This is a genomic window from Pseudomonas sp. MRSN 12121, assembly GCF_000931465.1.
GTDB lineage: Bacteria > Pseudomonadota > Gammaproteobacteria > Pseudomonadales > Pseudomonadaceae > Aquipseudomonas.
The window spans coordinates 5,887,495-5,902,334 of record NZ_CP010892.1; the positions used below are offsets into that span (position 1 = coordinate 5,887,495).

Annotated in this window: 10 protein-coding genes; all 10 read left to right on the top strand. The window is 64.1% G+C overall.

The features are described from left to right. The first annotated feature begins 465 nt into the window (after window positions 1–465). The 10 genes from TO66_RS26770 (at window position 466) to TO66_RS26815 (ending at window position 14,822) form a co-directional block, all read left to right on the top strand. The gene (locus TO66_RS26770; protein WP_044465098.1) at window positions 466–1,869 is read left to right on the top strand and encodes a polynucleotide adenylyltransferase PcnB; all 1,404 of its coding nucleotides are present in this window, start codon (window positions 466–468) and stop codon (window positions 1,867–1,869) included. A gap of 4 nt (window positions 1,870–1,873) precedes the next feature. Then, a complete protein-coding gene (gene folK, locus TO66_RS26775) occupies window positions 1,874–2,353 on the top strand; it encodes a 2-amino-4-hydroxy-6-hydroxymethyldihydropteridine diphosphokinase (RefSeq protein ID WP_044465099.1) in 480 nt (159 codons plus the stop codon). 237 nt (window positions 2,354–2,590) lie between these two features. Then, window positions 2,591–3,391 (top strand): 3-methyl-2-oxobutanoate hydroxymethyltransferase, encoded by an 801-nt coding sequence (panB, locus tag TO66_RS26780; RefSeq protein ID WP_044465100.1) that lies wholly within the window; start codon window positions 2,591–2,593, stop codon window positions 3,389–3,391. Continuing rightward, window positions 3,388–4,242: a pantoate--beta-alanine ligase gene (gene panC / locus TO66_RS26785; RefSeq protein WP_044465101.1), complete on the top strand. Its 855-nt coding sequence runs from the start codon at window positions 3,388–3,390 to the stop codon at window positions 4,240–4,242. The genes panB and panC overlap by 4 nt, the downstream gene beginning before the upstream one ends. 321 nt (window positions 4,243–4,563) lie before the next feature. Further along, window positions 4,564–6,228, top strand: coding sequence for a glucose-6-phosphate isomerase (pgi, locus tag TO66_RS26790; protein ID WP_044465102.1), 1,665 nt, complete (start codon window positions 4,564–4,566; stop codon window positions 6,226–6,228). A gap of 161 nt (window positions 6,229–6,389) precedes the next feature. Then, window positions 6,390–8,327 carry an acetate--CoA ligase gene (gene acs / locus TO66_RS26795; protein ID WP_044465103.1) on the top strand — a complete coding sequence of 646 codons (1,938 nt, stop codon included), beginning with the start codon at window positions 6,390–6,392 and terminating at the stop codon, window positions 8,325–8,327. A 39-nt stretch (window positions 8,328–8,366) separates the two neighbouring features. Further along, on the top strand, window positions 8,367–9,233 hold the full coding sequence (locus tag TO66_RS26800; protein ID WP_044465104.1) for an oxygenase MpaB family protein: 867 nt from the start codon (window positions 8,367–8,369) through the stop codon (window positions 9,231–9,233). 149 nt (window positions 9,234–9,382) lie between these two features. Next, entirely contained in the window at window positions 9,383–10,561 is a 1,179-nt protein-coding gene (locus TO66_RS26805; RefSeq protein ID WP_044465105.1) for an acetyl-CoA C-acetyltransferase, read from the top strand. 209 nt (window positions 10,562–10,770) lie between these two features. After that, window positions 10,771–11,787, top strand: a complete 1,017-nt coding sequence (locus tag TO66_RS26810; RefSeq protein ID WP_044465106.1) for a class I SAM-dependent rRNA methyltransferase — start codon at window positions 10,771–10,773, stop codon at window positions 11,785–11,787. Between the two features lie 113 nt (window positions 11,788–11,900). Further along, entirely contained in the window at window positions 11,901–14,822 is a 2,922-nt protein-coding gene (locus tag TO66_RS26815) for a DUF748 domain-containing protein (protein ID WP_044465107.1), read from the top strand. The last annotated feature ends 18 nt before the right edge of the window (window positions 14,823–14,840 follow it).

A 14,840-nucleotide genomic window follows, 5' to 3' on the forward strand; every position in this document is an offset into this window, starting at 1 on the left:
GCTAACTGATTCTTTTGGAGAGGCGTTGTCATTGGGGCTTGCCCCACAACCAGGCCGAGAACAACAAAAACTGCCCTAAGGCAGAGCCTGAACTGGTTGGATCACTGATCATTGCAACACAGCGACCAAAGCAATCCGTTTGCTCTTGGCTCCCGATTGGGAGGGTCACTCTGGGTTAACCAGGTGACGAGGGCGTTAAACAAAAACAAGAAGCCCGAAACCAATAATAAAAATAGAGCACGCAACTACTTCTGGGGGAGCTTCGGCTCCCCTTGTAGTTTCCGGGATTTCAGCTTCGGCGATTGCGGCCTGAGGCTGCCACCCACCCCGCCATCCCGCGTTCCAAAGCGCCGCGCACGACTCGCCGCAGCTTCCTACACCATCCCCCGACTAAATGCTAGAATCCCCGCCCATCATGCGGTCATTCTTCGTTATGGCCGAACATTCCTTCAAACAGTGCATCCCATGCTGAAGAAGTTGTTCCAGTCATTCCGTTCTCCCTTGCGTCGTACGCAACACAAACGCAGCACGCCTGAAGTGCTCAACAGCAGCCAACACTCGCTGCAACGCGCCCAGTTCAGCCGTTATGCGGTGAACATCGTCGAACGCCTGCAGAACGCCGGCTACCAGGCTTACCTGGTTGGCGGTTGCGTGCGCGACATGCTGCTCAATATCACACCCAAGGATTTCGACGTCGCCACCAGCGCCACACCCGAACAGGTGCGGGCCGAATTCCGTAACGCCCGGATCATCGGTCGCCGGTTCAAGCTGGTGCATATCCACTTCGGTCGCGAAATCATCGAAGTCGCGACCTTTCGCGCCAATCACCCGCAGAACGAGGACGAAGAAGACAGCAACCAGTCCTCGCGCAACGAAAGCGGGCGCATCCTGCGCGATAACGTCTACGGCACCCTCGAAGAGGATGCGCAGCGCCGCGACTTCACCATCAACGCCCTGTATTACGATCCGGTCAGTGAACGCATCCTCGATTACGCCAATGGCGTGCACGACATCCGCAATCACCTCATCCGGCTGATCGGCGACCCACGCCAGCGCTACCAGGAAGACCCGGTGCGCATGCTGCGGGCGGTGCGCTTCGCCGCCAAGCTGGATTTCGGCATCGAAAAACACACCGCCGCGCCGATCCGCGACCTGGCACCGATGCTGCGGGAAATCCCCTCGGCACGCCTGTTCGAGGAAGTGCTCAAGCTGTTCCTGTCCGGCCATGCCGCCGACACCTTCGAGATGCTGGTCGACCTTCAACTGTTCGATCCGCTGTTCCCGGCGAGCGCCGAAGCCCTGGAATACAACCCGACCTATACCCACACGCTGATCAGCGAAGCGCTGATCAATACCGACCTGCGCATCAAGCAGAACAAGCCGGTAACCCCCGCCTTCCTGTTCGCCGCGCTGCTGTGGCCAGCCCTGCCGGCTCGCGTGCTGCGCCTCCAGGAACGTGGCATGCCGCCGATCCCAGCGATGCAGGAAGCCGCTCACGAATTGATCAGCGAGCAGTGCCAGCGCATCGCGATTCCAAAACGCTTCACCCTGCCGATCCGCGAGATCTGGGACATGCAGGAACGCCTGCCGCGCCGCAGCGGCAAACGTGCCGACCAGTTGCTGGATAACCCGCGGTTCCGCGCCGGTTACGACTTCCTGCTGCTGCGCGAAAGCGCGGGCGAACAGACCGACGGGCTGGGCGAATGGTGGACCGACTACCAGGACGCCAACGACGCCGGCCGCCGCGACATGATCCGCGACCTGAGCGGCAAGGATGAAGCGGGCACAGGTCCGCGCAAGCGTCGCCGCAGTAGCGGCGCCAAACGCAAGCGCGCCACTGTCGGCGCACCGAGCGGCTCCGGCGAGTAACCCGATGGAACGCATCTACATCGGTATGGGCAGCAACCTGGCGGCCCCGGCAGAGCAACTGCGCAGCGCGATCGATGCCCTGGCGCAACTGCCCCACAGCCGGCTGGCAGGAGTCTCGGCCTTCTACCAAAGCGATTCGCTGTCGCCCGGCCAGCCGCGTTACACCAACGCGGTCGCCGCCCTGGACAGCAGCCTCGCGCCGCTGGCCCTGCTCGACGCGCTGCAAGCCATCGAGCACGCCCAGGGCCGCGAGCGCCTTGAACGCTGGGGACCGCGCACGCTGGACCTGGATATCCTGCTGTTCGGTAATCGCCTGATCGACGAACCGCGCCTCAAGGTTCCGCATTACCACATGCAGGCCCGGGCCTTTGTCCTCTACCCCCTGGCCGAACTGGCCCCCTCCGATCTGCAACTGGCCGACGGCCGCCATCTGCGCGACCTGCTCGACGCCTGCCCATTTGTCGGCCTGGAACGTCTGGCCTGACTGCTGAAACGCATCAGTTACGGCGGTAACACTTACGCCGTAACAATGCGGTAACACACGTAATTGACTTCCCGAGTTCTCCTCACGACTATAGGCGTCCCGTTGCCGCCAACACGGCGCTAAAGGGCGCAATCCAGGCCTTATAAGCACGACAACAGACCGTGCGCCTGAGAACACAAAGAATCACGCGCGTTACTCGCAGCAGTTTCCAGAGCGCCTGAATGAGGATCCCTTTTCATGCCAGACATTACCCTGACCACCCTGCAAAGCCTCAAGCAGAAAGGTGAAAAGATCACCATGCTGACCTGCTATGACGCGACCTTCGCCCACACCTGTTGCCAGGCCGGCGTTGAAGTACTGCTGGTGGGCGACTCCCTCGGCATGGTCTTGCAAGGGCACGACAGCACATTGCCAGTCACCACCGCCGAGATGGCCTACCACGTCGCCGCGGTCAAGCGCGGTAACAGTGGCGCACTGATCCTCGCCGACCTGCCGTTCATGGCATACGCCACCACCGAGCAGGCCCTGAACAACAGCGCCCAGCTGATGCAGGCCGGCGCGCACATGATCAAGGTCGAAGGCGCGGTATGGCTGGCGGAGTCCATCCGCCTGCTGGCCGAACGCGGCGTTCCGGTCTGCGCCCACATGGGCCTGACCCCGCAAGCGGTGAATATCCTCGGCGGCTACAAGGTCCAGGGGCGCAACGAGAACCAGGCCCGGCAGATGCGTGCCGATGCCATTGCCCTCGAAGCGGCCGGCGCGGCGATGCTGCTGCTCGAATGCGTACCGAGCGAACTGGCTGCGGAAATCACCCAGGCGGTGAAGATCCCGGTCATCGGTATCGGTGCCGGCAGCGCCACCGACGGCCAGGTCCTGGTACTGCACGACATGCTGGGCCTGTCCCTGAGCGGTCGCGCGCCGAAGTTCGTGAAGAATTTCATGGCCGGGCAGGACAGCATCCAGGCCGCCCTGAGCGCCTACGTCAATGAGGTCAAGGCCGTGACTTTCCCAGGTGCCGAGCACGGGTTTTCTGCATGAATACCGTTAAAACCGTACGCGAACTGCGTGCTGCCGTAGCCCGGGCCCGCAGCGAAGGCAAGCGCATCGGCTTCGTCCCAACCATGGGCAACCTGCACAGCGGACATGCCGCACTGGTGACCAAGGCCGCCCAGCGCGTGGATTTCGTGGTCGCGAGCATTTTCGTCAATCCGTTGCAGTTCGGCGCCGGCGAAGACCTCGACAAATACCCGCGGACCCTCGCCGCCGACCAGGAAAAGCTCTTGCAAGCCGGCTGCCACCTGCTGTTCGCCCCGACCGTCGACGAGATGTACCCCGACGGCATGGACGGCCAGACCCGGGTCAGCGTGCCACACCTCTCCGAAGGCCTGTGTGGCGCCAGCCGTCCCGGGCACTTCGAAGGCGTGGCCACGGTGGTCAGCAAGCTGTTCAACATGGTGCAGCCGGATCTCGCGGTCTTCGGCCAGAAGGACTACCAGCAACTGGCGGTGATCCGCGCCCTGGTGCATGACCTGAACATGCCGATCCAGATCATCGGCGAGCCTACCGTTCGGGCCGCCGACGGCCTTGCCCTGTCCTCGCGCAACGGTTACCTGAGCGAAGAACAACGCGCCATCGCCCCCGCTCTCTACCGCAATCTGAGCCAGATCGCCGAGGCCATCGGCCAGGGCGAACGGGATTACCCAAGGCTGCTGGATAAGCAGAAACAGGCGCTCGAAGCCGCCGGCCTGCGTCCGGACTATCTGGAAATCCGCCACGCCCTGACCCTGCGCCCGGCCACTGCGGACGACCGCGACCTGGTGATCCTGGCGGCCGCCTTCCTGGGGGCCACCCGCCTGATCGACAACCTGCACCTGAACCTCGACGCCTAGCGTCCAAAGGCTAATTGCCCGAAGCCCGGCCTTCGGGCAAACTGCCGCCGCCCGGGGCCTGCAGCCATGCTGCAGGCCTTGCGGCGCAACCATTTCCCAGCCGTGAAGCCCCGATCGTCGAGCCTGTGCGAGGCGCCGATATAAAAAAGTACCGGCCACAGGTCAGACAAAGCCAAGACAGATCTCCACGCCAGAGTTACTGTAACCACCCTGCGTGCTTAATCGTGTCAGCGCAGGGTTGGCCGAACGTTATCTTCGAGCAGGACGTTCCGGGCTTTTCAGTGTCCAACAGGCAGTTCAAGTAAAAGGAAAACCGCAGCGATGGCGTACTACCGCACTCCTCACGACGTTACCGCTCTGCCCGCCTGGCAAGCGTTGAATGACCACCGCCAAGCCATGCAGGACTTCAGCATGCGCGAGGCCTTCAATGCCGACCCGCAGCGCTTCCATCAATTCAGTCTCAGCGGCTGCGGGCTTTTTCTCGACTACTCGAAGAACCTGATCACCGCTGAAACCCGCAACCTGCTGGTGGGCCTGGCCAACGAAACCGGCCTGCAGGATGCGATCAAGGCGCTGTTCGCCGGGGAACTGGTCAACTCGTCCGAAGGCCGCCCGGCCCTGCATACCGCCCTGCGCCGCCCGGTGGGCGACAAGCTGTCGGTCAATGGCGTCAACGTGATGCCGGAAGTGCACAAGGTGCTGAACCAGATCACCGAGCTGGTCGGGCGTATCCACGACGGCCTGTGGCGCGGCTACACCGAGAAGCCGATCACCGACGTGGTGAACATCGGCATCGGTGGCTCCTTCCTCGGCCCGGAACTGGTGTCCGAGGCCCTGCTGTCCTACGCCCAGAAAGGCGTGCGCTGCCATTACCTGGCCAATATCGATGGCAGCGAATTCCACGAGCTGTCGTCGAAGATCCGCGCCGAAACCACGTTGTTCATCGTTTCCTCGAAGTCCTTCAACACCCTGGAAACCCTGAAGAACGCCCAGGCCGCACGTGCCTGGTACCTGGCCCAGGGCGGCTCCGAGGCCGAGCTGTATCGCCACTTCATCGCGGTGTCGAGCAACAATGCCGCCGCCGTGGCCTTCGGTATCCGCGAAGAGAACATCTTCCCGATGTGGGACTGGGTCGGCGGGCGCTACTCGCTGTGGTCGGCCATCGGCCTGCCGATCGCCCTGGCCATCGGCATGTCCAACTTCAAGGAACTGCTGTCCGGCGCCTACACCATGGACCAGCATTTCCAGACCGCGCCGTTCGAACAGAATATGCCGGTGCTGCTGGCGCTGCTGGGCGTGTGGTACGGCAACTTCTGGGGCGCGCAGAGCCACGCGATCCTGCCCTACGACCATTACCTGCGTAACATCACCAAGCACCTGCAGCAGTTGGACATGGAATCCAACGGCAAGAGCGTGCGCCAGGACGGCACGCCGGTTTCCACCGATACCGGCCCGGTGATCTGGGGCGGCGTGGGCTGCAACGGCCAGCACGCCTACCACCAGTTGCTGCACCAGGGCACCCAACTGATCCCGGCCGACTTCATCGTGCCGATCGTCAGCTTCAACCCGGTCGCCGACCATCATCAGTGGCTGTACGCCAACTGCCTGTCACAGAGCCAGGCGCTGATGCTCGGCAAGACCCGCGCCGAGGCCGAGGCCGAGCTGCGGGAAAAAGGCATGAGCGAAGCCGATGTGCAGAAACTGGCGCCCCATAAGGTGATTCCGGGCAACCGTCCGAGCAACACCCTGGTGGTGGAGCGCATCAGCCCGCGGCGCCTGGGCGCGCTGGTGGCGATGTACGAACACAAGGTATTCGTGCAGAGCGTGATCTGGGGCATCAACGCCTTCGACCAATGGGGCGTGGAACTGGGCAAGGAGCTGGGCAAAGGGGTCTACAACCGCCTGGTCGGCAGCGAGGAAACTCCGGCCGAAGATGCTTCGACCCAGGGCCTGATCAACTACTTCCGCGGTCGTCATCGCGGTTGATCGTGGCCTGAAACACCCCTTCGCGAGCCCGCTCGTCGCTACAGGATGCGCATTCCACCTGTAGCAACGAGCGGGCTCGCGTCGGTCTCCCTCCCCTTGAACCCCTCCCTCGCATGGCGCATCTTTATTACTTGTCGCGAAAACAAGAATAAGGAACCGTCATGTTCGATATCAGCACGTTCCCCAAAGCCGATGCCGTCCGCCGGGCAGCGCAATTGAGTCAGGACGACTACCAGCGGCTGTACCGCGAATCGATCGAGCACCCCAGCACCTTCTGGGCCGAACAGGCCACGCGCTTTCTCGACTGGAGCGCCCCCTGGCAGACCGTGCAGCGCTACGACCTGAAAACCGGTGCCGCCACCTGGTTCGCGGGTGGCCAGTTGAACGTCAGCTACAACTGCATCGACCGTCATCTGGAAAAGCGCGGCGATCAGGCGGCGATCATCTGGGAAGGCGACGAGCCCGCCGAGTCCCAGGTCATCACCTACAAGAAGCTCCACCACTACGTCTGCCGCCTGGCCAACGTCCTGAAAAGCCGCGGCGTGAAGAAAGGCGACCGGGTCTGCATCTATATGCCGATGATCCCCGAGGCGGCCTACGCCATGCTGGCCTGCACGCGGATCGGCGCGGTGCATTCGGTGGTCTTTGGCGGCTTCTCGCCGGACGCGTTGCGGGATCGCATTCTCGACGCCGACTGCCGGACGGTGATCACCGCCGACGAAGGAGTGCGCGGCGGCAAGTTCATCCCCCTGAAAAACAACGTCGACAAGGCCCTGCAGCATTGCCCGGATGTCAGCACGGTGGTGGTGGTCGAACGCACCCAGAACCCGGTGAACTGGGTCGAGGGCCGCGACCTCTGGTACCACCAGGCGATCCGCGGGGTCGAAGACGACTGCCCGCCGCAGCCGATGGACGCCGAAGACCCGCTGTTCATCCTCTATACCTCCGGCAGTACCGGCAAGCCCAAGGGCGTGCTGCACACCACCGGCGGCTACCTGCTGCAAGCGGCGATGACCTTCAAGTACGTGCTGGACTACCGCGAAGGCGAAGTCTTCTGGTGTACCGCGGATGTCGGCTGGGTCACCGGCCACAGCTACATCGTCTACGGCCCGTTGGCCAATGGCGCGACCACCCTGGTCTTCGAGGGCGTGCCCAGCTACCCGAGCAGCTCGCGCTTCTGGGAGGTCATCGACAAGCACCGGGTGAATATCTTCTACACCGCCCCCACCGCCTTGCGCGCGCTGATGCGCGAGGGGCCCGAGCCGTTGCAGCGGACCTCGCGCAGCAGCCTGCGCCTGCTGGGGAGCGTCGGCGAGCCGATCAACCCGGAAGCCTGGGAATGGTATTTCAATGCCGTGGGCGAACAACGCTGCCCGATCGTCGATACCTGGTGGCAGACCGAGACCGGCGGCATCATGCTCAGCCCCCTGGTCAGCGCCAGCCGGATCAAGCCGGGCTGCGCCACCCGCCCGATGTTCGGCGTGCAACCGGTGCTGCTGGATGAACACGGCAAGGAAATCAGCGGCGCCGGCAGCGGTGTCCTGGCGATCAAGGCCAGCTGGCCCGCGCAGATCCGCAGCGTCTATGGCGATCCGCAGCGCATGGTCGACACCTACTTCAAACCCTACCCGGGTTATTACTTCACCGGCGACGGCGCGCGTCGCGACGAAGACGGCGATTACTGGATCACCGGGCGCATCGACGACGTGATCAACGTCTCCGGGCACCGCATCGGCACCGCCGAAGTCGAGAGCGCCCTGGTCCTGCACGACAGCATCGCCGAGGCCGCCGTGGTCGGTTACCCCCACGACCTCAAGGGCCAGGGCATTTATGCCTTTGTCACCCCGATGAATGGCGTCGAACCCAGCGACGAATTGAAGAAGGAGCTGTTGAGCCTGGTCAGTCGCGAGATCGGCAGTTTCGCCAAGCCGGAGCTGATCCAGTGGGCACCGGCCTTGCCGAAAACCCGCTCGGGCAAGATCATGCGGCGTATCCTGCGCAAGATCGCCTGCAACGAACTCGACAGCCTGGGCGATACCTCGACCCTGGCCGACCCGAGCGTGGTCGAGGGATTGATCGACAAGCGTCTGAACCTCTGAGCGGGGTTCAGCCTCCCAACCAAGGAACAGCCAAGCGGTATGGAATTCATTCGCAGTCATATCGAAGCCCAGGTCCTGAGCCTGGGCGGGCTGGCACTGGGCCAGCTCGATCTGGACAACCCCAGGGGCGACCCCGGCCTGTTCGGCCCGCAGGCCATCTGTTGGCAGGTACACGGCGACTTCAGCAGCATGATGATCGGCGGCATCGCCGCCCTGTTGATGCAGGCCCTGCATCCGCTGGCCCTGGCCGGGGTCTGGGATCACTCGAACTTCCGCCAGGACATGATCGGCCGCCTGCGCCGCACCGCGCAGTTCATTTCCGGCACCACCTTCGGCTCGCGGCAGGATGCCGAGTGGCTGATCGACAAGGTGCGCACCATTCACCTACAGATCGTCGGCCACGCACCCGACGGTCGCCCCTATGCCGCCAGCGATCCACACCTGCTGACCTGGGTGCACGTGGCCGAAGTCAGCAGTTTCATGGCGGCGCATCTGCGCTACTGCAACCCCCGGTTGTCTGCCGCGGATCAGGACCGCTACTACGAGGAAGTCGCGTTGATCGCCGAGCGCCTCGGAGCCACCGAGGTGCCGCGTTCGCGCCAGGCGGTGGCGCACTATCTGGCCGGGATGCGCCCGCAACTGCTGTGCGACGAGCGCAGCCATGAAGTGCTGCGCCTGTTGCAGGCGGCACCGGCGCCCAGCCGCCTGGCCAAGCCGTTCGGTTCGCTGATGATGCAGGCCGGCATCGACCTGCTGCCCGACTGGGCCAGCGCCCTGTTCGGCATCGACCAGGGGCCGCTGCAACGCCAACTGATCCGTGCCAGCGTCAACCGCAGCGCGCCGATGCTGCGCTGGGCAGTGCGCAACGGCTCGATCCATCGCGCGCGCCGGCGCATGGGCCTGTAATACCCGACCGTTCGAACAGAATGCGACCCACCGGTTCGCGATTGGCCGCCTCGCGACGTTCTATGCAACCATGATTTTCTCCGTTCGCGGGCATCGCTCCCCTGGCGGTCGCCGGATGCCCAGGCCACACAACAATGAGGATTCACGCCATGCAAGACGTCGTAATCGTTGCCGCCACCCGCACCGCGGTCGGCAGTTTCCAGGGTTCGCTGGCGAACATCCCCGCGGTCGATCTGGGTGCCGCGGTGATCCGCCAACTATTGGCCCAGACCGGCCTCGACGGCGCCCAGGTCGATGAAGTGATCATGGGCCAGGTGCTCACCGCCGGCGCCGGGCAGAACCCCGCCCGCCAGGCCGCGATCAAGGCCGGCCTGCCCCACGCCGTGCCCGCGCTGACCCTGAACAAGGTCTGCGGCTCCGGCCTCAAGGCTCTGCACCTGGGCGCCCAGGCCATCCGTTGCGGCGACGCCGAGGTGATCATCGCCGGCGGCCAGGAGAACATGAGCCTGGCCAACTATGTAGTGCCCGGCGCCCGCACCGGCCTGCGCATGGGCCACAGCCAGATCGTCGATACCATGATCAGCGACGGCCTGTGGGATGCCTTCAACGACTACCACATGGGCATCACCGCCGAGAACCTGGTGGACAAGTACGGCATCAGCCGCGAAGCCCAGGACGCCTTCGCCGCCGCTTCGCAGCAGAAAGCCGTGGCCGCCATCGAGGGCGGGCGCTTCGTCGACGAGATCACCCCGATCCTGATTCCCCAGCGCAAGGGTGACCCCGTGGCCTTCGCCACCGACGAGCAGCCGCGCGCCGGCACCACCGCCGAAGCCCTGGGCAAGCTCAAGCCGGCATTCAAGAAAGACGGCACGGTCACCGCCGGCAACGCCTCGTCGCTGAACGACGGCGCCGCCGCGGTGATCCTGATGAGCGCCGCCAAGGCCAAGGCCCTGGGCCTGCCGGTGCTGGCGACAATCGCCGCCTACGCCAACGCCGGGGTCGATCCGGCGATCATGGGCATCGGTCCGGTGTCCGCCACCCGCCGCTGCCTGGACAAGGCCGGCTGGTCCCTGGACCAACTGGACCTGATCGAAGCCAACGAAGCCTTCGCCGCCCAGGCGCTGTCGGTGGGCCAGGAGTTGGGCTGGGATACGAGCAAGGTCAACGTCAACGGCGGCGCCATCGCCCTTGGCCACCCGATCGGCGCCTCGGGCTGCCGGGTGCTGGTGACCCTGCTGCACGAAATGCTCAAGCGCGACGCCAAGAAAGGCCTCGCCACCCTGTGCATCGGCGGCGGCCAGGGCGTGGCGCTGGCCATCGAGCGCTAACCCCACGCTGTTTTTGTAGGAGCGAGGCTTGCCCGCGATAGGTCATCAACGATAACGCGCAGTGCCTGATGCTCTGCGGTGTGACGACGTTTGTTTCGCGGGCAAGCCTCGCTCCTACAGAAGCCCTCCGCGTTCCCCGACCAGCCACGCCTACCAGGGCCAAACGAAGCTGGTAAACTGCGCCGCCCACTCATTCGCAAGGCGCCCGCATGTCTTCCTTGAACCAGGCGCTGCGCGCCGCTCTCGATCAGCGCCAGGACCTGCTCGCCGAACTGCACCAGCAAGGCACCGACTGCTATCGGCTGTTCCATGGCAGCCAGGAAGGCGCCGGGGGCCTGACCATCGACCGTTACGGCCCACAGTTGCTGGTCCAGAGCTTTCACCAGAGCCTGGAACGCGACGCCCTGCTGCACCTGCACGAAACCATCGACGAACACCTCGGCCTGGGCACCCTGCTGGTCTACAACGACCGCTCCCAGGGCAATTCGCGCATCGACCGCAGCGACCCGGTCTATCGCGCCGAAGAAGAGGCATTGCAAGACCTGGTCGGCCACGAATGGGGCCTGAACTATCGGGTACGCGGACGCCATGCCGGCCAGGACCCGTTGCTGTTCCTCGATCTGCGCAACGCCCGCGGCTGGGTCAAGGCCCACAGCGCCGGCAAGAGCGTGCTGAACCTGTTCGCCTACACCTGCGGCGTCGGCCTGAGCGCCGCGGCCGGAGGGGCCCGTGAGGTGTGCAACCTGGACTTCGCCGAAGGCAACCTGGCCGTCGGCCGCGAAAACGGCCTGCTCAACCCGCACTTGCCGACCATGCAGTTCGTGCAGTCGGACTACTTCCCGGCGATCCGCCAACTGGCCGGCTTGCCCATCACTCAGCGTCGCGGACAGAAGTTGCCCGGCTACCCGCGCCTGGAGCAGCGCCAATACGACCTGGTGCTGCTCGACCCTCCCGCCTGGGCCAAAAGCGCGTTCGGCACGGTGGACCTGCTGCGCGACTATCAAAGCCTGCTTAAGCCGGCCCTGCTGGCGACCGCCAAGGATGGCGTGCTGATCTGCTGCAACAATCTGGCAAAGGTGGCGATGGACGACTGGCGCGAGCAAGTGCTGCGTTGCGCCGAGAAAGCCGGACGGCCAGTACGTGAATGGCAGGTCCTGACGCCGGGCCGCGATTTCCCGTCCATGGACCGGCAGCCGCCGCTCAAGACCCTGATATTGCAGCTCTGATCCCGGGCGGGGAATCTGAACAATCCTGTTTGCGACAGCCATGGGATTGCTTCGGAACCGGAAACGCGTGCCATACTCCAACGCACTTCCGATTCAGACAGATGAAGCTTCGCATGACCAAAGGATTGATTCGCGCTCTCGGCGCCTTGTTGACCGCTCTCGCCCTTTACAGTCTTCTGGGCTTTCTGATTTTGCCGGGCATCGCCTTGCGGGTGGCCAATCAGCAACTGGCCAACTACGCGACGGTGCCGGCCAAGATCCAGCGCATCGAACTCAATCCGTTCAGTCTCGAACTGACACTCTGGGGCCTGAACATCGGCGAACCGGGCAAGGAACAGGTCGCCTTCGAGCGCCTGTACGCCAATCTGCAACTGGACAGCCTGTGGACCCGCGCGCTGCACCTGGCCGATGTCGAGCTGGACAAACCCAAGACCGAGATCCTGTTCGCCAAGGACGGCAAGCTCAACCTGCTGGGCCTGTTCAATATCCCGGCCAGCGAACCGACTCCCGACGATCCCGAGGCCAAGCCGTTCCCGCTGCGCATCGAGCGCATCAAGCTGGCAGGCGGCTATGTGCACTTCGAGGATGCGCGCCCCAGCGAGCCCATCGAGTTCCTGTACGACAAACTCGATTTCGAACTGAAAAACCTCAGCACCCTGCCCGACGACAACGCCGACATGACCCTGGTCGCAGCGGGGCCCGAAGGCGGGCAGATCGACTGGAGCGGCAATTTCAGCCTGACGCCGATCGCTTCCGAAGGCACCCTGAAAGTCACTGACGGCAAGATGAAACTCTGGTGGCCTTATGTACGCGATGCTGTGCCCCTGGTCCTCGAAGACGGCGTGCTGAACCTCAATACCCACTACAAGTTGAACCTGGCCAAGGAAACCGAACTGCTGCTCAGCGACACCTCGGTGAGCGTCGCCCCCTTCGCCATCAAGGCCCCCGATGGCCGGCCTCTGGCCCGCCTGGAACGCCTGGACGTCAGCGAAACCACGGTCGACCTGGCCAAGCAGCAAGTGGTGGTCGGCAAGATCCGCAGCCAGAAACTGGAAACCTGGGCCGCCCTCGAGGCCGATGGCCAGCTGGACTGGCAGAAACTGTTCGCCAGCCAACCGGCCAAACCCGCCGCGAAACCGGCGCCGGCCGCCGCCGATACGCCACCGCCGCCCGCCCCGGCACCGAGCAAGCCGTGGCAAGTGCTGCTCAAGGACGTGCAACTGCGCAACTACCAGGTGCACCTGGCGGACCGCAAGGCCAAGCCAGCCGTGGCCCTGGAAGTCGGGCCGCTGAACCTAGACGTGCAGAACTTCGACAGCCTCAATCAGTCGCCCTTCAACCTCAAGCTCGACACCGGCCTGGGCAAGCAGGGCAAGGTCCTCGCCAACGGCGTGGTCAACCTGCAACCTATCACCGCCAAGCTCGCAGTGCAGACCAGGGACATCGACCTGCGGGTCGCGCAGTCCTATATCAGCCCGTTCATTCGCCTGGAGCTGCGCAGCGGGATGCTCGGCAGCGATCTGGCGGTGGACCTGAAAAATGTCGATCCCCTGACGTTCAGCGTTACCGGCCGGGCCCAGGTGGACCAGTTGCATACCCTGGACACCCTGAAGACCCGCGACTTCGTGAAATGGCAGCAACTGGTGCTCGAAGGCTTGAACTACCAGCACGGCAACAGCCTGACGATCAACAAGGTCAACCTGCTGCAACCCTATGCGCGCTTCATGATCAACGATGACCGCACCACCAACATCGATGACCTGCTGATCCCGCAGCCCGCCGACAACAGCCCGAAGGCCGCCGCCAAGCCGGCCGCCAGCCAGGAGAAGCCCCTGGCGATCCATGTCGGCCAGATCGCCATCAACGACGGCTCGGCCAACTTCGCCGACTTCAGCCTGACCCCCAACTTCGCCACCGCCATCCAGCAGCTCAACGGCCAGATCGGCACCATCGACAGCCGCGAGGCAAAACCGGCCAGCGTGGATATCAAGGGCAAGGTCGACCGTTATGCGCCGGTCACCATCAAGGGCAGCGTGAACCCGTTCGATCCGATGGCCGCGCTGGACATCGCCACCAGCTTCAAGCGCGTCGAGCTGACCACCCTGACGCCCTATTCGGGCAAGTTCGCCGGTTATCGCATCCGCAAGGGCCGGCTCAACCTCGACCTGCACTATGTCATCACCAAGGGCCAGCTCAAGGCCGAGAACAAGGTGGTGGTCGAGCAACTGGAACTGGGGGAAAAAGTCGACAGCCCGGATGCCGTGAGCCTGCCGCTGAAACTGGCGGTCGCGTTGCTCAAGGACGTCGACGGCAAGATTTCCATCGAGCTGCCGGTGACCGGCGACCTCAACAATCCGCAGTTCAGCGTCATGCCGATCGTCTGGCAGACCCTGCGCAACCTGATCGTGAAGGCCGCCGCGGCGCCCTTCAAACTGATCGGCGGGCTGATCGCCGGCGGCGGCTCGGAAGACCTGGGCAGCGTCTCGTTCGCCCCGGGCTCCAGCGAGTTGAACCAGGATGCGCAAGCGGCGCTGGTCAAACTGTCCAATGCGCTCAAGGAACGTCCGGCGCTGCGCCTGGAAATCGAAGGCACCGCCGCCCAGAGCAGCGATGGCCCGCTGATCGCCGAACAACGGTTGGAGCGCGAATACCAATACAACTACTACAAGATGCTCCAGCGCCGTGGCGAGAAAGTGCCGGCCCAGGCATCGCTGCTCAAGGTGCCGGACGGCGAGAAGGCCCCGTTGCTCGAAGGCATTTATCGCACCCGCCTCAAGGCCCAGCCTCCGGCCGAATGGAAGGACCTGGGCAAGGAAGAGCGCACCGCGAAAATGCGCGAAGGCGTGATCAAGTTCTGGAGCGGCAGCGACGTCCTGCTGCGCCAGCTGGGCCAGGAACGGGCCAGCAGCATCAAGGACTTCCTGGTGGACAAGGGCCAGCTAGCCGATGACCGGGTGTACTTCATCGACGCCAACCTGGGGCAGGCCGAAAGCGATGGCCGGGTCGTCACGCCCATGCACCTGGACGCCGAATAAGCGCTCCGTCCGGCCCGG